Origin of the sequence: Clostridium beijerinckii, from assembly GCF_036699995.1 — a bacterium.
GTDB classification, from domain to species: domain Bacteria; phylum Bacillota; class Clostridia; order Clostridiales; family Clostridiaceae; genus Clostridium; species Clostridium helianthi.
Genome location: NZ_CP144906.1, coordinates 2,408,769 through 2,428,526, shown reverse-complemented (window position 1 = coordinate 2,428,526; position 19,758 = coordinate 2,408,769). Strand labels below are relative to the sequence as shown.

General features: G+C 27.3%; 18 protein-coding genes. 1 reads left to right on the top strand and 17 read right to left on the bottom strand.

Annotated elements, in window-relative coordinates; all coding sequences use genetic code 11:
• Positions 1 to 175 precede the first annotated feature (175 nt).
• The 15 genes from PZA12_RS11245 to PZA12_RS11175 form a co-directional block, all read right to left on the bottom strand.
• Positions 176 to 2,179 (bottom strand): 2-isopropylmalate synthase, encoded by a 2,004-nt coding sequence (locus PZA12_RS11245; protein ID WP_078115730.1) that lies wholly within the window; start codon positions 2,177 to 2,179, stop codon positions 176 to 178.
• A 480-nt stretch (positions 2,180 to 2,659) separates the two neighbouring features.
• Positions 2,660 to 3,025 (bottom strand): arsenate reductase family protein, encoded by a 366-nt coding sequence (locus tag PZA12_RS11240; RefSeq protein WP_077839676.1) that lies wholly within the window; start codon positions 3,023 to 3,025, stop codon positions 2,660 to 2,662.
• 151 nt (positions 3,026 to 3,176) lie between these two features.
• Positions 3,177 to 3,440: a cupin domain-containing protein gene (locus tag PZA12_RS11235; RefSeq protein ID WP_078115731.1), complete on the bottom strand. Its 264-nt coding sequence runs from the start codon at positions 3,438 to 3,440 to the stop codon at positions 3,177 to 3,179.
• 123 nt (positions 3,441 to 3,563) lie between these two features.
• On the bottom strand, positions 3,564 to 3,809 hold the full coding sequence (gene minE / locus PZA12_RS11230; protein WP_077839677.1) for a cell division topological specificity factor MinE: 246 nt from the start codon (positions 3,807 to 3,809) through the stop codon (positions 3,564 to 3,566).
• A 282-nt stretch (positions 3,810 to 4,091) separates the two neighbouring features.
• A complete protein-coding gene (locus PZA12_RS11225; protein WP_078115732.1) occupies positions 4,092 to 5,216 on the bottom strand; it encodes a response regulator in 1,125 nt (374 codons plus the stop codon).
• Between the two features lie 18 nt (positions 5,217 to 5,234).
• Positions 5,235 to 8,336: a hybrid sensor histidine kinase/response regulator gene (locus PZA12_RS11220; RefSeq protein ID WP_078115733.1), complete on the bottom strand. Its 3,102-nt coding sequence runs from the start codon at positions 8,334 to 8,336 to the stop codon at positions 5,235 to 5,237.
• Between the two features lie 761 nt (positions 8,337 to 9,097).
• Positions 9,098 to 9,286, bottom strand: a complete 189-nt coding sequence (locus PZA12_RS11215) for a hypothetical protein (protein WP_078115734.1) — start codon at positions 9,284 to 9,286, stop codon at positions 9,098 to 9,100.
• Positions 9,287 to 9,327: 41 nt separating this feature from the next.
• Positions 9,328 to 9,522, bottom strand: coding sequence for a hypothetical protein (locus PZA12_RS11210; protein WP_077839681.1), 195 nt, complete (start codon positions 9,520 to 9,522; stop codon positions 9,328 to 9,330).
• Positions 9,523 to 9,593: 71 nt separating this feature from the next.
• Entirely contained in the window at positions 9,594 to 9,800 is a 207-nt protein-coding gene (locus tag PZA12_RS11205) for a hypothetical protein (protein ID WP_078115735.1), read from the bottom strand.
• Between the two features lie 547 nt (positions 9,801 to 10,347).
• On the bottom strand, positions 10,348 to 10,761 hold the full coding sequence (locus PZA12_RS11200) for a hypothetical protein (RefSeq protein ID WP_078115736.1): 414 nt from the start codon (positions 10,759 to 10,761) through the stop codon (positions 10,348 to 10,350).
• Between the two features lie 593 nt (positions 10,762 to 11,354).
• Complete coding sequence (locus tag PZA12_RS11195; protein WP_078115737.1) at positions 11,355 to 11,747, bottom strand: hypothetical protein; 393 nt, start codon at positions 11,745 to 11,747, stop codon at positions 11,355 to 11,357.
• A 114-nt stretch (positions 11,748 to 11,861) separates the two neighbouring features.
• Complete coding sequence (locus PZA12_RS11190) at positions 11,862 to 12,263, bottom strand: bacteriohemerythrin (RefSeq protein ID WP_077839685.1); 402 nt, start codon at positions 12,261 to 12,263, stop codon at positions 11,862 to 11,864.
• A gap of 637 nt (positions 12,264 to 12,900) precedes the next feature.
• Positions 12,901 to 13,125, bottom strand: a complete 225-nt coding sequence (locus tag PZA12_RS11185; RefSeq protein ID WP_077839686.1) for a hypothetical protein — start codon at positions 13,123 to 13,125, stop codon at positions 12,901 to 12,903.
• Between the two features lie 46 nt (positions 13,126 to 13,171).
• Positions 13,172 to 13,378 carry a hypothetical protein gene (locus PZA12_RS11180; protein WP_012058389.1) on the bottom strand — a complete coding sequence of 69 codons (207 nt, stop codon included), beginning with the start codon at positions 13,376 to 13,378 and terminating at the stop codon, positions 13,172 to 13,174.
• A gap of 474 nt (positions 13,379 to 13,852) precedes the next feature.
• Positions 13,853 to 14,005, bottom strand: coding sequence for an aspartyl-phosphate phosphatase Spo0E family protein (locus PZA12_RS11175; protein WP_017212648.1), 153 nt, complete (start codon positions 14,003 to 14,005; stop codon positions 13,853 to 13,855).
• A 498-nt stretch (positions 14,006 to 14,503) separates the two neighbouring features.
• Here PZA12_RS11175 and PZA12_RS11170 point away from each other — a divergent pair, with 498 nt between their 5' ends.
• Positions 14,504 to 14,842, top strand: coding sequence for a helix-turn-helix domain-containing protein (locus PZA12_RS11170; RefSeq protein ID WP_012058388.1), 339 nt, complete (start codon positions 14,504 to 14,506; stop codon positions 14,840 to 14,842).
• A 99-nt stretch (positions 14,843 to 14,941) separates the two neighbouring features.
• Here the strand turns inward: PZA12_RS11170 and PZA12_RS11165 are convergent, their stop codons facing one another.
• Complete coding sequence (locus tag PZA12_RS11165) at positions 14,942 to 15,643, bottom strand: hypothetical protein (RefSeq protein WP_077839687.1); 702 nt, start codon at positions 15,641 to 15,643, stop codon at positions 14,942 to 14,944.
• Positions 15,644 to 16,142: 499 nt separating this feature from the next.
• The gene (locus PZA12_RS11160) at positions 16,143 to 19,259 is read right to left on the bottom strand and encodes a response regulator (RefSeq protein WP_338481383.1); all 3,117 of its coding nucleotides are present in this window, start codon (positions 19,257 to 19,259) and stop codon (positions 16,143 to 16,145) included.
• Between the last annotated feature and the right edge of the window lie 499 nt (positions 19,260 to 19,758).

Sequence of the window (19,758 nt, the reverse complement as noted above, 5' to 3'; positions counted from 1 at the left end):
TATAAATAAGAAAAGAGATAACCATCTCTATAGTCATCTCTTTTCGAAATATCTTTAGTTTATTTAAATCTTTAGTTTTTTCAAATCATTTGTTATGTATATAATATACCATAGTATGACATATTAGTCTATATTTTTTCATCAAATCTTTTTACAAAAAGACAAATTTATTATTTTATTGCTCCATTCGCTTAGGTATATTATTTCTAAATTCTACCGGAGTTATTCCATATGCTTTCTTAAACAATCTAATAAAATGCTCTACATTTTCATAACCAACTTGCTCTGCAATATTTTCTACTGTCATTCCACTGCCTTTAAGTAGGCTCTTAGCTTTATCCATTCTAATTTGTTTTACTATATCCACAAAAGTACTATTTGTGCTTTCTTTAATATATTTCGATAAGTAAGGCTTAGATAAGTAAAAAGTTTCTGAAAGCTTTTCTAATGTGACCGTCTTATAGTTTGATTGAATATAATTCAATACCTCTGTCATTCTACTATCTGATCTTTTCATATTCTTAATCTCTTCTAGTTGATTAACTGCTACTGCTAAAGCGGCAATTGATGAATTAATAATATCATTTTCTATTCCTACACCCCAATAAAGCTTGTTATGGCATTTAATTCCCACATAAGTAACAGCTTTCGATGATGACCCTCTTGTTAATGAATGTTCTTCATACACATCTAATTCATAATCAATATCAAAATACTGTTTAATTGCATTGCTAACTGCATCTAATCTTCCGTTTCCATGCGCTGTTATACATTGTATTTTCCCACCATGACAAATTGTAGTATCGGCTGCCATCTCCTCTCCTTGTATAAAATGACATTCTGGAATTTGAAATACATGGGAGTTACGAATAAACTTCTCTTCTAAAATTTTATAAATTCCTTCTGGTGTTAATTCTCTATGAGCCTTATCTGATACATCCTTTACTGTATACCCAAATGCTTCCTGCATCTGTTTTGGAAGTGATATTCCGAAATTCTTTTGTAATATATAAGCCACTCCACCTTTACCTGATTGACTGTTAATGCGGATAACATCTGAATCATATTGACGCCCAACATCCATTGGATCAATAGGTAAATACGGAACTTCCCAATACGTACACTCTTTATTTTCACGCCACTTTATTCCCTTCGAAATAGCATCCTGATGAGAACCTGAAAAGGCAGTAAATACTAATTCACCAGCATATGGTTGACGCATACTTACTTGCATATTGGTTAATCTCTCATAATTTTCAACTATTTCAGGCATATTTCTAAAATTCAAATTAGGATCTACACCATGAGAATAAAGATTCATAGCAACTGTAACAATATCTAAATTCCCGGTCCTCTCACCATTACCAAATAGAGTTCCTTCTATTCTATCTGCGCCTGCAAGTATACCAAACTCTGCATCACTCACTCCACTTCCTCTATCATTATGTGGATGTAAGCATAAAGTTACAGCATCCCTATACTTTAAGTTTTTGTGAATATATTCAACTTGGCAGGCAAATACATGAGGCATTGCATTTTCAACTGTTGTAGGAATATTAATGATTGCCTTCTCTTCTTTTGTCGGCTTCCAAACATCTAATACTGCATTACATACTTCTACCGCATAATCTACTTCTGTTCCCGGAAAACTTTCTGGGCTATATTGAAATGAATAGTTACCTTTTTCTTCTTCTGCTATTTCTTTTAGAAGTTTTGCCCCATTTACAGCAAGCTGCTTAATTTCATCCTTAGATTTGCCAAAGACCTGCTCTCTTTGTGCAACTGAAGTTGAGTTATATAAATGAATTACTGCATGCGGAGCCCCTTTAACCGCCTGAAAAGTCTTTCTAATGATATGTTCTCTAGCCTGAGTTAATACCTGAATTGAGACATCATTAGGAATCATATTTTTCTCAATTAATGTTCTTATAAATTGATATTCAGTTTCAGAAGCCGCTGGAAATCCTACTTCAATTTCTTTAAAGCCTATTTTTACTAACATATTAAAAAATTCTAACTTTTCTTCTAAACTCATAGGTTCAATTAATGATTGATTTCCATCACGTAAATCAACACTGCACCATCTAGGCGCTTTATCTATATAATCTTTTTTCACCCAATCATATGTCACTTTTGGTGGCATAAAATACATTCTTTTATATTTTTGAAAATTTTCCATCCCTATCACTCCCCAATATAGCAATTTTACAAATGCGCTTACATACATCTATTAAAAGATCAATTATATCTATTTTGGCATTAATCAATACTTTTTATTATGCGCTTTATGAAAATTTTGCCTTTTGCTTTATGATATATAGAATATCACATTTTAAATAGTAATTTTAGTGATAAATTTAATCATTTTTATTGATGTATTTTAACATGATATATATTAGCTTGCATAATTATAGAGCATATAATAAATTGCGCTTCAATCTCTACAAGTTATTTATCCTTGATAATTTCCGCAAAAAGAAAGAGATATTTATTTAAATTCAAATATCTCTTTCTTATTATCACTTAATCATTAACTTATATTTTTTATTAATTAGTTGCATACTAATCCGCTGTTTCTCACACCAGGTTCTTATCTTACCTTCATTTATTTACGTATACAAAACCCATCTCAGTTAGGACTCATTATATTAATACTAATCTAGCCTTTCAAAAGTGACTCTTCCCATAAACTCTCATCTCTAAAACCAACAAGTACAAAGTCATCTCCAACTACAATAGGGCGCTTAACCAACATTCCGTTTGTTGATAAAAGCTTTACTTGTTCTTCTTCTGAAAGTTCTTTAAGCTTTTGACTTAAATTCATCTCTTTATATAAAGTTCCACTTGTGTTAAAAAACTTTTTAATTGGCAAGCCACTTTTCTTTATCCATTCTTGAAGTTCTTCTATTTTAGGATTGTTATCAACTATATGTCTATCCTCATATTCAACTTGATGTTCATCGAGCCACTTTTTTGCTCGTTTGCAAGTTGTACATTTTGGATACTCTACGAATAAATAAGACATTCTTATTCCTCCCTTTCAATTTAAAACATTAAATAAGCTTTTTCATCATTATATACCACTTTGCCGCAGCTTCCAACATAAGTATCAAAAAAATAAGTGTAAGTGTTTACCTATTTGCTTATAGTAATCACTTACACTTATACAATATTAATTATTGTTCAAGTACCGGAATTAAGAAAGACGCAACATATAAATTGCTGTCAGTTCGTAATGAGTGCAAGACTCCCGCCGGAACAACAAAAGGCTTTCCAACTCTTAATTCTATTTCACTATCGTCAAGCACTCCAAAGCCTTCACCTTTGATACAATAAAAAACTTCATCATACTCTAAATGATTATATAGTTCGACTTCTTGACCTTCTGAAATATGATATATATTTTTCACAATAGAATCCTTAATACTTTCTAAATCCATAGTAATTTCTCCTTAATATTCATATAAATTTTTATGCCAAGCTTTCTAGTCTTTTTATATGTTTTCTTTTTAAGCAGATTTTTATATCTGTAATATTATCACATGGATTACATATTCTATTTATTATTTCATAGGTATACTAGCAATTAATATGGAATAATTATCTATATTTACAGTATCTTGTGTTAACATCATTTTTTTGCATGAATTGTCTGTTTTTATATGTCTATCAATTACCTCTAGTATTTCCTCTCTTATAGTATCTAAAACATCACTAGATATATCAGTTTTATCATGTACCAATATAAGTTTTAGCCTCTCCCTCTCTAGACCATTTGATGAAGAAGTTGAAGAAAATAAATTCATCATAATTACCCCCTGTGTTATTTAATTTAAAAAATATTGTTTATAAAAAGAATTATTACAACTTTATTCTACAAAATATATTGTTGCAAATTTGTGGCAAGATATTATTATTTTTAGAAATCAAATAAAACAAAAGGTTAAAAATGTAAATTATGTATATTTTCAACCTTTCTTGGAGTATTTATTTTTATTTTATAATATAAATTATTATTTGAATTATGTATAATAGTCTAATATTCCCTAATATTTGTAAATGCTTATAGTACCAATCGTAAAAATTATTAGCTAGTGATCTGAAATGTATTTGTATAATTCTTTTACAGCTGCTGATGGCTCCATCTGCAAATCATTTTCCATCATTTCATAGTACTCATTATAATATTTTTCTGCTTTTTTTATTCCACCGATCTTATAATGAAGCATCAACGCATTTTCTCTCATTTCCTCATCGTAAGGCTCATATTTAATAATAAGCTCAACAAGTTTTAAAATCTTAATTGGCTCAGCATTAATATCCTTATAATATTTTACAAGTTTACGTGCTCCATTCAAAAAATATCTATGATAATTTTCTCTTTCAAAATAGCACCAATCACTATTGAAATCTTCAAGAAGCATATATTTATAATCAAGAATAATACCTTCATAGCCTTCTAAGTTAGAAGCATTTATTTCAGTTATATTAAATACTAAGTTTTCTAATTCAAATGCGTCTATTCTTATATCTGGTTCTGCTACTTGTAACTTATATCCATTTCCAGTAGATATGATTGAAATTTTTATAGAATTTTCTCTAAAAGTTTTATTTAATCGGCTAATTGTACTTCTAAGATTAATATCTGCTTTTTCTTTATCCTTATCTGGCCATACTTCGTTCATTAATCTCCATTTAGATATCTCCTTATTATCTTTACCTAGAAGCATGAACGCAAAGATTTCAGCACTTTTAGCTGTCATCCACCTAATAGGTTTCTTTTCTTCTCCTATATATATAGATACCCCTCCAAATAAAGAAATTTTTATCTTTTTATTTGGACAGACATTAGAATTTAAAAATCTTCTCTTTTTCACACGTTCAATTGAACTATATAGTTCTTCAACTATGATTGGCTTTAACAAATAATCTATAGCATTAACTCGAAATGCATTGAGTGCATATTGATTATAAGCTGTAATAAATACAATTTCACATTCATATCCACTTGAATTAACCATTTCTGCAAACTGTAATCCATTAATTTCCGGCATTTCTATATCTAAAAACAACACATCAGGTTTAAATCTCTTTATATTATCAAGAGCTTCATGAGGATTTGTATATCCTTCAACTTCAGCACTTGTATCTCTAATTAATTCACAAATATGATCATTAGTTAAAGTTTCATCATCTACCACCATTGCCTTAATCATAACTTCAATCCCTTGCTCTTAAATATTTAATTTCACAGGTATATTTATTGTAGAAGTAGTTCCTTGCCCTACCTTACTTTCGATAATTATACCATGTCCATACTCATTTATAAGTCTTTTGTTAACATTTTTCAATCCACTATTTATTGATATACTATAATCCAATAATCCCTTCAACTTTTCAGAATCTATCCCTACTCCATCATCCTGTATTACAATTTTAATATAATTATTACTTTTCTTAATAGATATCTTTACTATACCGCCAGAAATGCGTTTCACTAATCCATGGCGTATTGAATTCTCTACTAGAGGTTGTATAACTAATGCTGGAATAGTATTTTGCAAACACTCTTCATCAATATCAAATTCAAATTCAAGCCTTTCCCCAAACCTAGCCTTCTCTAACTTCACATAAGATCTGACAAAAGATATTTCTTCCTTTAAGCTTATAAACGAATTGTAAGGGTCTATATCAAAGGTGAAACGTAAATATTTGCTTAATTCTCCAAGAAGCTCTCCTGCCTTTTTCCCATCTCTATAGCACAGTGAAACAATAACACTTAAAGCATTATACAAAAAATGAGGTTTTATTTGAGATTGTAAAAATACAGTTTCCATTTTCAAAGCTTCTTTTACTGCAATTCTCATTTTTTGGAGAGTTGTTACTCTAGCTTTTAATTCCATAAAATTAAAAGGTTTGATTAAAAAATCGTTAGCACCTGCTTCAAAACCTAATGCTATATCATCTGGTGTACTTCTGACTGTTAAAAGTAATATTGGAAGTTCAAATAGCTTGTACTCTTCTCTTATCCTTTTACACACATCGTAGCCAGATAATCCTGGCATCATTACGTCAAGTAATACAATTGATATATCTTTATGTTTTTTAACTAATTCTAAGGCATCTGCCCCGTTATACGCAACTAAAGTTTCATAATTACTGTCATAAAATATTTCTTGTAAAACTTTGATATTGCATACATCATCATCAACAAGTAAAATCTTTAGCTTTTCTCCATTGCTTTTATTTTCGGTTGTTTCACACAATATATTAGTACTAAGTTTTTCATCGCTCCTTGAGGTAATGATGTTATTTTTAATATTCTGTTCTTCTTGTCTAATGACATCACTATTTTCGTTTGTTTTAGGCATCTTTACAACAAATATTGAGCCTTTATCTGGTTCTGACCACTTCAGATACAGTTCCCCACCAATTCTAGATGCAAGCAACTTAGAAATAGAAAGTCCAAGTCCAGATGGAAATATTCCATTAAAAACATTTTTATCTATATCAATGTTTCTTTCAAATATTTCATCATGATACTTTTCGTCAATGCCTATACCTGTATCTTCAATCGTTATATTAATATAATTCTTTTCTACTACATCAGCTTTAATTTGAATAAATCCATTTTCAGTGTATTTCAAAGAGTTAACTATAAGATTAAATAAAATTTGCTTAAACCTATTTTCATCTGTATAAACATAATATTCTCCAATTGGCACACTATTAATTAACTGTATTTCTTCATTCTTTCTCATATAAGCCAAAATATCAAATACTGCCTGTACAATACCATTAATATCAAATACTTTTTTATTAACCTTGAAATCTTCATTCTGCATACTTTGAAAGTCAATTATATCATTTACAAGGCTTGATAATCTTGTCGTTGTGGATATTATGTATGCTAAATTTTCATCTACCTTTGCTGTGTTTCTATCATTTTTATTTAAAATAGTCTGGGCAATATTTATTATTCCATGCAAAGGAGTTTTAAACTCATGAGAAGTGCTGATTAAAAATTCATTTCTTAACTTATCTAATGATATTAAATCGCTATTTATTGTCTGAATTTTATTATATGCATTTATATGTTGTTTCAAAATAATAACCAAAACCGCAAGTAAGAAAATAAAGTATGTAATAAAGGGAATTACGTTGCTCTTAATTATTGAAGAATAGTATAATACAAAAATGCAATATTGAGTTAAAGCCGCAATAACTCCACAAAGCAAAAGTATTGTTCCTTTTTTCCCTATTTCTCCATATCTTTTATGATAAATTGCTTTCATAATTGATAGAGCCACAAGAACAGAAATTAATATATTTATTATATCAACTATATTTTCAAATAATCCCACAAGTTCCATTGGTATTAGTAAAACTGCAAAAATACTAGCAAAAATTATATACTTTGCTATTTTTATATTTTTTCTAGTAATAAAATCATTGCCACATTTTCGTATAAGTAAGAGAACTAGATATATACTCAAGCTTATTAATGCTAGCTTTATTTTCAAAATTCCAAAATACGGCATAAAGGAAAAAATTTTATTAAATATCTTTTCATTTACCGTGGATGAAACAAAAGCATAAATTATACATATGCTTCCAATATATAAAAATTTCTTTTGTCTAATATTTTTTAAATAAATTCCAATGTAGTACACCCCAAAGATACCTAAAATTAATATATTTGCTATATCTAATACGATAAATATGATATAGTAATCTAATATTTCTTCATAATCTCCGAAGAAAACACTTTGGATTATACCTCCACTAAAATAATCTAAATTTGCTACCTGAATAATAACATCTAAAGTATCTCCTTCTGGCTTAAAGCATGTAACAGTCCGTTGAATATCTGAAAAATATCCTTCTTCAAAACTTGGCTCTGGGTTACCTCTTTGTCCAATTTCTTTTCCGTTCACAAATATTTTGTTTGCTGACCGTATATGAGTAGTCTTTATACCATACATTAAGACACTTTTATTTATCTTAATTTTTACTCTATAAGTTCCAATTCCTTTATCAGATATCACATCATTTGGAATTTGGTTTCTCCACGGGCCAGGAGTGTTAATGTAAAACTTATGTAATGCCACTTCATTATTAATATCTGAAGGAGATAAAAGTTCATTAGGATAGAACTCCCAATATCCATCTAATTTTACATTTCCGTCCTTATTAAAATCCCAATCCGAAAGATCTATAAACCCATTTTTAACTAGAGGAGCTTTATTATAGAAACTTTTACTCACAAAATAACCTGTGGAAAATATTAATATAATTATCAATCCAAATAGTAGACATATATATTTCTTTCTCAATTTTACTTAACCCCTCATCTATACCCTCAAAATTTTTATTTTAAAATATCTATTTTTTAATATGCATATACAAAACCTTTGCTCATCGGAAACACAATTTCTATAATTCTCTCTAAATATTAACCGTTATATTTATCTAAATAATTTATAAATATAATAATGCGCATAAATAAAAACATATGATAAAGACATAGTAAAAAATCAGATAACCACCATCTCATTATATGTTTTCTATAAATAAGCGAATTTTAATATATTAATCTAACTATTATAATTAAGATCACTTCTTTGTAATTATATTAATATAATAAAAACATAATCTCATATTCAAAGCTTTAAACAAAATAACTCAATCAAGACTAGGGATGAATTAGTTCCTGTTGATCGGTTACATAACCAACTTCAGATACTTAAAACAATTATATAAAAAGGAACTGCTTAGAGTTCCCATATCAACATTTTTTATATAATATACGTTACAAAAATAATTCTTCATCATAATTCTAAAAATATTGTAAGAATTTTAGTTGTAATTGTAAGATGTGCATTGTGAATTGCAACATATATATTTATAATTTTAATACAATTAAATATATTTTATCATTAGAATGCTAGAAAATCAATGTTTGATTCACTTGAAATATTAGTAAAGCAGCCCCAAATTAAGTTCTAACTTGGAGCTGCTTATAGCTTTATATGTTTTTAGTCCCGAATATACTGTATATGTAACAATGAATAATACGAACAGATAAAGTGACCATTTAAGACCAATTCTTACTTTTATTTCTCTTATTAAGCTTCCTATTCTCCTTGTTAAACTCCCCATATTCAAGGTTACTCTTAAACTTGTTTTTTCTATAGGAATAACTTCCATCCTCAAATTCATCATTTTCCTTAATTGTTCTTGTGTACGCTTCAATTATATCTTTGTATTTTTCTTCTAAATCCATCTCATCTCATCCCCCTGAATATCAAAAGTATTATCATGCTTTTAAGTTAAAACACACTCTCCATTATCACGATGCTTACAAGTATGTATTATTTCTTTTATATTGCTTTCATCATCTAATACATAACAACATCTTATAGGAAATATCTTTCCACAAGTTAAAATATAATTTTCTTTCACTTTTACTTTTCTATCTGTGAATTCACAATAGATTTCATAGTTCTTTAATGTTGACATAAGTTCATCATCCTTATAAACATTTTATTGATCCAATTAGAAACACGATCAAATTACAGAATAAACACTTATTAAAGACATTTTTCCTTAATTTCTTTACACTCAAATAGATCTAATTCATTCAACTTTAAATCAGTTAGCTCAACAACTTCTCGTGCAATCTTATTCATCTTAATTAAAAATTCTTCTTTTTCTTCTTCTTTAACGATAAATCCATCAAATCTTATATCAAATTCTTCTGCAAATTTTGAATTTAAATTCACAAGCCAACTACTCATAAATTCCACCTGCCCTCTGTTTAGAATAAATACACTTCCTGATTTATAGATCTTTTTAATATTTATCATTAAAATCAGTCATAAAACTTCACTACTGGTGGATTAGTTTAGAATCAAGCATCGTTTACATTTCTTTTCCCCATATATATTGAGATATGAGTTCGTATAAAAAGCATATACTTTCTTCTATATAACTGTTCAACTTTTTGACAAATAATTAATTATTATTACATAGTAAAACACTCACCACTCTTCCATCATTCTTTTATTACCATTTTTATTTTAATTAGACTAAAACATTAGTAAAAATACTATAAATAAATTTTATCACAGCTTATTCATATTTTTTGTCTTATTTTGTATTTCAAAAAAAATATTTTTTCGAAATATATATTGAAATTAAATTTTATACGTTTTAACATTAATTAATTCACTAGGATAACCTAAGGTTCCAAATATCAACTTATTTATCGAAGTACATTAATCCGTAATAATTTATCTAATCTAATGACAATAAATTAATGGGTTTCTCAAATAACTTTCTTAACTATTCTGATATAATATTAATCTTAGCTTTAAGCAAATAAGACTCAAATTTTTCATCTGAAGTTATAAAACTATTGATAATCTTTCCTATTTCATATTGTTGCTTTGTAATATTCATTTTTTTATCCGGGAAAGGAATAAAACATGTACATGCATCTACAAAAACTCCATATACCACCTTAATTATTTGCTCCCTATATTTAAGAATAAACCTTTTATTATATGCATGTTTATTAGGAAAAATACTTGTCCACTCTTCATAACATGTATCATCACTATTTTCAAGCCACTTTATATCATTTTTTATAATTATATCGATATTATTTCTATACAAATATACTCCTATATCATCCTCATAACACCAATCACTCATATCACTTGAGCATATTTGTTCAAAATATTCCTCATATTTCATTTTTCTCACTCCATTAAACATAGTTGTCTTTACTATATAGCAGTTAGAAAATAAGCCGATAGAACTCATATTAAAATTAGACGTTACCAACTCTTTTCTGTAATCTATCTTACATCAAAAAAATCTTTTCTATCTCTATACTCATCATCAACATCACTTAACTTCTTCTTTAGTTCTTAACTATTTATTATATTTAATATATCTAATAATTCTTCATCGCTCCCACCCAAATTACTTATCAAACAACGTTATTAAGTGTCTTGATACTTTAATTCCTTTTAAACTTTTTTCACACTCAGCCCTAATAAATCTCCTTAACTTATGAAACAGTAAGTTTATTACAAAATCTACAATTAATCATGAGAACTTGCTCTTATTTGGGTAATCAGTTATTTAATGAAACACTAATTCGTAATATATATAACCAAAATATTAATTATAAGCATAATTACAAACAAACATATAAATGTAGATAGTTTAAAATCTTTCATGAAATCTTTCATAATCTCTACCTTTCTCTGTTAATATAAAGATTAAACATCACCACTTCATGTGCTAAATATTTTTATCTTTACTTTATAGCTTCACTCGCATTATATTAAAAGCTTCTTAACAATTAATTGCGAATTAACTCCCGTCTTTAAATGTAATTCAGTTACCTTTGAATACGAAATGTCATTATCATACTCTATGTATGCATTATCTAAGACACAATGTCCTACAAATTTATTGTTAAGAAGCGTATAAAAATCAATAATATACGGCTTTACATTATCGTAGCTTATTTTATCTATAGAATTATAAAGAATGATTATTTCCTCATTATCCAATCTAATATTTATAAATTCTTCACTCCCATAATTCAATTGTTTTTTTATAAAACTTACTTCTTTTGATAAATCAAACTTAATTTTTCCAACTTGTATACCATGTTTTTCTCTTGTATTCTTAGATCTAATTTCTATATCATTAATTAAATGAACCATATACTTTTCACCCTCCATAACCTCTATTGTCTTATACCCAATTTTAAATCTACCACAGTAAACCACTATGAATTTTATTTTGCTGATTCCTTTAAGATTACATAAACAATCTGTTTAAACATCCATAAGAAACTTGCCTATATCTTTATCCAATTCTATTACATGTTTTCGCCACCAATGGGACATTTTTTGTTGTTCGCTTATTACAAATAACGTAGATACGCCTGTAGTTTCGAACACTTTTCTCAATTCTTTTAAATTATTTTTGAAAATTTCATGTTCCTTATGCTGAATCTCATAATTAGGATAATTATTTTTCTTTTGAATTTCCTCCTCATCGTTGAAATGTCTAATTACATACTCTTCAAGAAAATTCAAAGTTGTAATCATCTCCTCTTTTCCTTTTGCACTTTTCATAGAACATACAAGTAAATTAATTCTATTAAACAATTCTTTGTGTTGTCTATCTATCTTATCAACACCAACCGACCACATTTTATCCCATATTAAATCCATCCCTTTTCACCTCTCATACATATTTTCCTACGTTAAAATTTCGAATTACTTTTACCACTCATAATCTCCCTATTTAAATCTCAGCCTGATTAATCCCATAGTCAACCACCTTCCTAGAAATTCATTTCTTTTATGTAATTAAATTTTTCTACAAAATACACTCAAAAACCTTCTTTTTGTGTCAGAATATTTTTTCTTTTTTTCGTCATTTAATCACTTTTTTCTGTGTTTTTTCTTTTTCTATCCTTGTTTTTATAATATTATTTGTATCTATTTGTCGTTATTAAAATTAAATTGTAATACGATTTTTTCTATAATCATTTATCCTTTTACATATAAATTCATTTTTTATAAAATTGCATTAATAGATAACCCAAAATCAATATTCCAATTTTAATGTTTAATCAATATTCATCACAGTAATAATAAAAGCTAGGCATATTTCATACCTAGCTATACTTTTTATTTAATTTCCAAAAAACATAATAATTTTCATCAATCACACTATATTTTCACCGCAAGCAATATATTATTCATATATAAATACCATTTCTCATATGCTACCCTCAATATATTAATACCCATCTAATGTTGAATAGAATTATCCCCTCTAAATTTTTAATATAAAATTATCAAATCAAACTAACAAATACAATTTAACATCATGCTTATGATTATATTTACGCATATTACGCCTATTCATCATATCAAATATGATTTTCTCATCTGTAATGTTTACTTGATTAATATCTTTTACTATACTCTCATTTATTCCATCAATTTCCTCATAAATCGAAGGACAAATTCTACAATTTAAATTTTTTCTTAACTCTTTTTTGTCTTGTTTTAAAATTCCCCACATAATTTTACACCCTCTTATAAATATTCTTTTTTCAACCAAAATAAATCTAATATTTTAAAACTAACGGATTATCATTTTCATTAAATAAAGCTTCATGCATTGAAGCAAACATGACATTCTTTTGATATTGATCAGCAAAAAAATTTATAACTTCAATATCTTCATCTGATAATTTACTTCTAATGACCATCACTTCATTATAGTTAGTTTTCTCTAGTAATTGAACAATATCTCTTGCGTATGTACTTTTCATCTTTATGCCTCCCATAACCCCTCTTTTTTTCTCAATCGTAAATTTCTTAAAATTTGTATAAGCGCCTTCTTTTTTTAACCATTCCCCTTTCTTTCTTAGTACATTTTTACTTAAATCGCTATCTTACTACATGTTTTATTTTTTCATCTTTTTAGTATTACATATCCATTTCTGTGGATATATTATCTTTCCCAAAATCACCAACCCACTTTTAACATTTCCTAATTGAGAAATTAACAATTCTCCTCTAATATATAACCATATGTAATAATAAATATAAGAACATAGTATAAAAAGTTAATCTCCCTCATATATTGACATTTATCCTTATATTGGATTAGAATTATCTAAATATATAAATTAAATTTAATAAATAATTTTAATAAAAAATTCAAGGTATAAAAACATATTAAATTTATAATTTAATATTAATTAGTTCAAAGCTTAATTCTACTAAAAATCTTTTTATGTAAACTAGTATTTTTTGCTTATGTAGTACTGATTAATAAGGTGATTCAATTTAATGCTAATGCAAATTATCTCATCATTTCTACAAATATCTCCTTCACCAACTAGTTTGTTTAGATACTCTCTAACAGATTCTATTTTAACTTCCAATTCTTCCATAATACCCTCCTAATAGCATTTTATTGATTTTATACCCTAACTTAATAGTACTATTTTTATAATTCTCTGGCAACATTTTTTGCAAATAGTTCATAAATTAATTCAAATAGCTACTTTTGTTATATTGCTTAAGAATGTACAGTTATATAAAAAGAGAGATAAATTAAATAATATTGATTTCACAGATATTAAAAAATTATGAAAAACTAAAAGAAAACCTAACGGAATAACTAAAGATTATTTTTAAATAAGCTGATAAATCAGCTTATTAAGACCAACTTAAATTGGGACAACATCATTTAGATTTTCTGCTTCAATTAGAATTTCCCAAGTTAAATATTCCTTTATTCTTTTAATTTCTTTAAAAAGCATATATTTTTAGTTAATGCGCTTAATAGTATTTTTGTGAGAAACTTATATCTTTTAATTTTCATAAACGAACTCAAATAGCTTTTTTTGTTATTTGCCTTTAAAATATAAAGTTATATAAAAAAAGGAATGATAAACTTGAATAATATTAATTATATAGATATTGGAAAACGTATAAAAGCTGAAAGAGAACGCAACGGCTTAACTAGAGAAAAGTTTTCAGAATTGGTTAGTATATCTCCAACTTATTTAAGCCAGATTGAATTGGGGCAACGTCACCCGTCGCTTCCGACTACAATTAAGATTGCTTCAACTCTACATATTTCTTTGGACTTTTTAGTTTACGGCGAAAGAGCCCTTAATGTTAATAAAGATGACTTGATAGATATAATAAATCATGCTCATGAGAAAGATTTATATGTACTAAAAGAGATTCTTACCGCTATCCTTCCATCCGTAAAATATTAATCAAACGTGTATTTTTATACTTCTATGCGCAAAAAGTAGACAGTTAGAATTAACTGCCTACTTTTTTGTACTATGTTAAACACTCTCAAAATATAAATTTTAAATCCCCACTTGATAATTTTCTTTTTTAGAATGATATTGATATTTATTTAACAATTCACGTCCTAATTCTAAATGAGCATTTTTATGTATATATAGAGAAGCATCATGTACGCAAAGAATACTTGAATTAAACTTTTCATTATATCGATTCCAATAATCTTCCTGCTGTAAAAAATATTTTTGCAAAGAAGATTGAATTATCCATCTATTTTTCTCATATCCATTATTTTCACTCATTTTTATTTCTTCACTAAAACTAATTGAATTACTCTTATTACGAATAATTTTCTTCATGTCTTCTATACATATAAATTGCACCTTTTCAATAGAAATTCCATTAATTATAAGTAAATTTTTTAATTTCTTGTAGAGATTTTTCTGAATAGAAATATGAACTTTTTCACTATTTCTTATACCTTCTTCTATATAATTATACAAATTAATAAACAAATTGTAGTCCCCATAATAATACACATCTCGTTGCTTGTTATCTACAACAGTATTTCTTCTGCCAACTTTATAAAACTTAAAAGCATTACAATCTATGCACTCAGCTATCAAATCACCAACATATTGATTCAAAGCAATTATCTCATCATCCAAAAAATTGCCTTTCTTTTTAATAATCATAGTATCTAATCTCTGTCTCCATTTTTCTACACGGCTTCTTAAATAACATTCATTACACATTTCTCTCATTCCCCCACCCTATAATAACTTAAATATTTTTATACCTTTTGAAATTTTTAACATTTATTTTTCTTAATTGATAGAATATTGTCTAATTTCAGCTATATACTTCTTTTTCCACATTAGACCTCTTAATACTTTTTTTATATACAATACCTTTATTTAATACTACTATTATTATAGAGCACTTGCAATATTTTTTTCACAAATAGTTCATTTTTTAATTCAATTAGCTTTTTAGGGATTAGTTTCAAAATTTACGAGTTGTTATTAAACCTAAATTAACATGTTAATTGCGAAGAATAAATCCCGTTACAAAAAAACAACTATATGTAATTAATCAAAATTACATATAGCTAAATTATTTAAAAAATCAATTTTATCTAAAATATTATTCATAAGCGACATTCATACTGATTAAGCATCTATTAATAGAAACATCAGCTAAACTAAAACAAAATTATTAATAGTTCTTTTCAATTCTTCTATCACCTTTTTTATTTATTTCTCATTCATTTTCCATTACAAGTTTTTTTAGCGTTTTTTCCATACTATAGACTGCTTTCATTAATAAATCTTTATCACCATTTTTTGCAGCATTTTCTGCTTGTAAAGCAAATTCAGCTATATCATTAACTCTTACAGTACCTGCTGACCCTTTTAGTTTATGTAGAAGTTTATATGATTCATTTAAATCATTTCGATCTACACATTCTTTAATTTGGCTCAGAATTTTCTTTGATTGCCCACAAAATTCTTCAAGCAGTTCTGTGCAAAAACGCTCATCAAATCCTGATTCCTCTATAAGACTTTTTACTATTTCATTAAAATAATCACCTTGATTCATCTCAAAACCATCGTCATTTAAATTACTCAAAATGTTCATATCATCATTATGAATATTTTTCACATGCTTTTCTAACATTTCCATAACTTGATCAACAGTAAAAGGTTTGCTTAAGTAATCAATCATTCCTGCTTCCAAGCACTTACTTTCATCATCTTTCATAGAGTAAGCAGTCATAGCTATTATAGGAATATTTTTATAACTTCCTAACAAACGAATTTTTCTTGTTGCTTCATAGCCATCCATAACTGGCATCTGACAATCCATAAAAATTATATCGTATTCCTTGTTCTCACATGCTTTTAACGCTCTTGCCCCATCAATAGAAATATCACAAGTCAATCCATTTAATTTTAAACTATTAACAAAAAATTTTATGTTTATATCGTTGTCTTCTACTAAAAGTATTTTTATCTTTTTATTATATTTAGCTTCATCAATATTTTGCTTTGTTATAAAAACATCATCATTATATATTTTATAGTCATCTCCTTTAATCACCATCGCAACACAATCAAGTAAATCAGCTCTTTTATAAGGTTTTGAAATATATCCTGAAAATTTATTTTCCTTCGCTATCCTTGCTTCAGAATTTGCTGTAACTGAAGTCAATAGTATCAAAGGAATGTCATTTATTAATCCTCTTTCCTTCATTATTTCAACAAGTTCAAAACCAGTTATCTCCTTCATTTGGTAATCAATCAAAATAACGTCGTATGCTTTCTGATTATTTATAAGCATATTTAATGCCGACTTTAAACTTTCCGCCTCATCAATCATACACCCAACCTCTTCAAGATAAACTTTTGCTATATAACGATTCATCTCATAATCATCAATAACTAATATTCGTTTACCTTTAAATATAGAATAATCAGGAAGAATTTGAATTACCGATTGTTCTGATTTATCTAGTACTAAATTAAAACAAAAGGTCGTCCCTTTATTTTTTACACTTTTTACACTTATAGTACCACCCATCATCTCAACTAATTTTTTACATATCGCAAGACCTAACCCAGTCCCTCCATATTTTCTAGTTGATGAAGAATCAGCCTGGCTAAATGGTTTAAAAAGCTTACTTATCTCTTTCTCATCCATACCTATTCCTGTATCTCTTATTTCAAAATAAAGCTGTACTTCAGTGTTCATTTCTTTTATAACTGAAACTTCTATAAATACTTCTCCATTGTGTGTAAATTTGACTGCATTGCTAACTAAATTGCTTATAATTTGTCTAATTTTAGTAGGATCTCCTATTAAACAACTTGGTATGGCTGAATTTATAAGCATATTAAGTTCAAGCCCCTTCTCTCTTGCTTTTGCATCATAAAGAAATATAGTGCTTTCAATTACAGAACGAATATCAAAAGCGACTTTCTCTATTTCCATTCTCCCTGCTTCAATTTTAGAAATATCAAGTATATCATTTATAACTACAAGCAATGTTTCAGAAGAAGTTTGAATTGTTCCAACATAATCTTGCTGAGTACTATCTAGGTCAGTTTTTTCTAAGATACTTAAAAATCCAACAATTCCATTAAGAGGAGTTCTTATTTCATGACTCATATTAGCTAAGAATTGACTTTTGGCCATATTAGCTTGTTCAGCTGCTTCTTTTGCAATAATCAGTTCATTTGTCCTTTCTTTAACTTTTTCTTCAAGATTGTTTATAAACGAACATAGTTCTTCTGCCATGCTATTAAAAGCCTTAGACAAACTTCCTATTTCATCATTTCTAAAAACCTTGGCCCTCTCTGATAAATTACCCTTAGAAAATTTATCAGATATCTCTATCAAATGATTTATTGGTTTTAATATGATTTTAGTACTCTTCATATGAATAATAGCAGCTATAATAAGAGCAATCAGAGTAAGTTCTATAGCTATATTAATATTGTTCCTTATTTCTTTTGTAAAAACAGCCTCTGGAATAGACGTTATTATAAGCCAATCTAAACCATCTTTATTATACTCAAATATTTTAGTATGGTAATTCTCATTATTAACTTCCGAAATAAAGTTTGTACTAGAGGTATTAATATAGTTTTCATATGCATCATTAATTGATTTATCCGTAATATTCTTAACCAAAGTTCTATTAATATTTCCATCAGAAAGTATTTCAAAATTAGTTTTGTTTAACGAATTCGCAACTAGAAATCCAGAACTCTTTTCAACTATATATATTGAAGCCGAATTCTCATTAGCGATTTTTTCCAAAGATTCATTAAGAGTAGAAAGAACTATATGTGTTCCCATTACCCCTTGAATACTCCCATCTTTATTATAAATAGGATATGCCGCTGACAAAGCCAAATCATCTTTTGTAAAATGTTTATAAACGGAAGAAAATACCGGTTTTCCATTTTCTTTAGCGCTTATATACCAATCTCTTGTTCTAGGATCGAAATCACCATAGTCATTAACCAAATCCCCTTGTTTTAAATTTTCATCTACATTATAATATAAAGAATGACCTTTTGTTTCAGGTGTACTTCTATATATTTCTATCTCGTCATTTCCATCTTTTCTAGCACCATAGTATTCACCATCTTCTGTGCCAAAGCTAAAACTATAAATCTCATCACTACTATATTTAACTATTCCTGCAAAAAAAGTATCTCTCTGATCTTTGTTATGCATGTCTATAACTTTGTTTTCAATCAAAGTGTGGTTAACCTCATTGTTATATAGAGGTATGCTAAATATCGATTGTATTTCGCTAAAAACATCCTGATTGGAATCGTCTTCAACCTTCATAATAGTATTATTCACCGAACTTTTCCAATTATTAAATATAATACAGGTTATAATACCAACAGTTGCAGCCATAAGTGTAATAAACAATACACTAATTAAAAGCCTTAATGAACCCTTTCTTCCTATCACTGTATTTCTAATTCTATTAATTATAAATATCACCGCCCCAATATCTTACATAAATATGCAGAAATTTAATGGAAATAAATGAAAACTTATATAAATTATTCTTTGAATCTTATTATATCATCGCGCTAATATTTATACAATATTTTTAATATTTCATTGTTTTTCATTGTAAAAGTTTATTTTATTAATTTATTGCCATTTTTCAAATGAATACCATTAAAAAGTTATGTATTTTTTTGACGAAATAGGTAATATTGAATTTAAGCAAGGTTGGATTTTTGGTTTAATTTATTCTTATAATTCCCACAGGATAACGATTAATAAATCATAACTATATGAATAAGTATAATTTAATACTCTACATCAAATTTGTACACCTTTTCTA

What these genes read in the sequence shown, in the direction of transcription:
- PZA12_RS11240 (WP_077839676.1), bottom strand. Translation starts at nt 3,025, where the DNA reads ATGTCTTATTTATTCGTAGAGTATCCAAAATGTACAACTTGCAAACGA.
- PZA12_RS11215 (WP_078115734.1), bottom strand. Translation starts at nt 9,286, where the DNA reads ATGGATTTAGAAGAAAAATACAAAGATATAATTGAAGCGTACACAAGA.
- PZA12_RS11225 (WP_078115732.1), bottom strand. Translation starts at nt 5,216, where the DNA reads ATGATTAAGGCAATGGTGGTAGATGATGAAACTTTAACTAATGATCAT.
- PZA12_RS11210 (WP_077839681.1), bottom strand. Translation starts at nt 9,522, where the DNA reads ATGTCAACATTAAAGAACTATGAAATCTATTGTGAATTCACAGATAGA.
- PZA12_RS11180 (WP_012058389.1), bottom strand. Translation starts at nt 13,378, where the DNA reads ATGAAAAGTACATACGCAAGAGATATTGTTCAATTACTAGAGAAAACT.
- PZA12_RS11175 (WP_017212648.1), bottom strand. Translation starts at nt 14,005, where the DNA reads ATGGAAGAATTGGAAGTTAAAATAGAATCTGTTAGAGAGTATCTAAAC.
- PZA12_RS11190 (WP_077839685.1), bottom strand. Translation starts at nt 12,263, where the DNA reads ATGGATTTAATATGGGATAAAATGTGGTCGGTTGGTGTTGATAAGATA.
- PZA12_RS11170 (WP_012058388.1), top strand. Translation starts at nt 14,504, where the DNA reads ATGATAAACTTGAATAATATTAATTATATAGATATTGGAAAACGTATA.
- PZA12_RS11185 (WP_077839686.1), bottom strand. Translation starts at nt 13,125, where the DNA reads ATGTGGGGAATTTTAAAACAAGACAAAAAAGAGTTAAGAAAAAATTTA.
- PZA12_RS11165 (WP_077839687.1), bottom strand. Translation starts at nt 15,643, where the DNA reads ATGAGAGAAATGTGTAATGAATGTTATTTAAGAAGCCGTGTAGAAAAA.
- PZA12_RS11200 (WP_078115736.1), bottom strand. Translation starts at nt 10,761, where the DNA reads ATGAAATATGAGGAATATTTTGAACAAATATGCTCAAGTGATATGAGT.
- PZA12_RS11195 (WP_078115737.1), bottom strand. Translation starts at nt 11,747, where the DNA reads ATGGTTCATTTAATTAATGATATAGAAATTAGATCTAAGAATACAAGA.
- PZA12_RS11245 (WP_078115730.1), bottom strand. Translation starts at nt 2,179, where the DNA reads ATGGAAAATTTTCAAAAATATAAAAGAATGTATTTTATGCCACCAAAA.
- PZA12_RS11235 (WP_078115731.1), bottom strand. Translation starts at nt 3,440, where the DNA reads ATGGATTTAGAAAGTATTAAGGATTCTATTGTGAAAAATATATATCAT.
- minE (WP_077839677.1), bottom strand. Translation starts at nt 3,809, where the DNA reads ATGATGAATTTATTTTCTTCAACTTCTTCATCAAATGGTCTAGAGAGG.
- PZA12_RS11205 (WP_078115735.1), bottom strand. Translation starts at nt 9,800, where the DNA reads ATGAGTAGTTGGCTTGTGAATTTAAATTCAAAATTTGCAGAAGAATTT.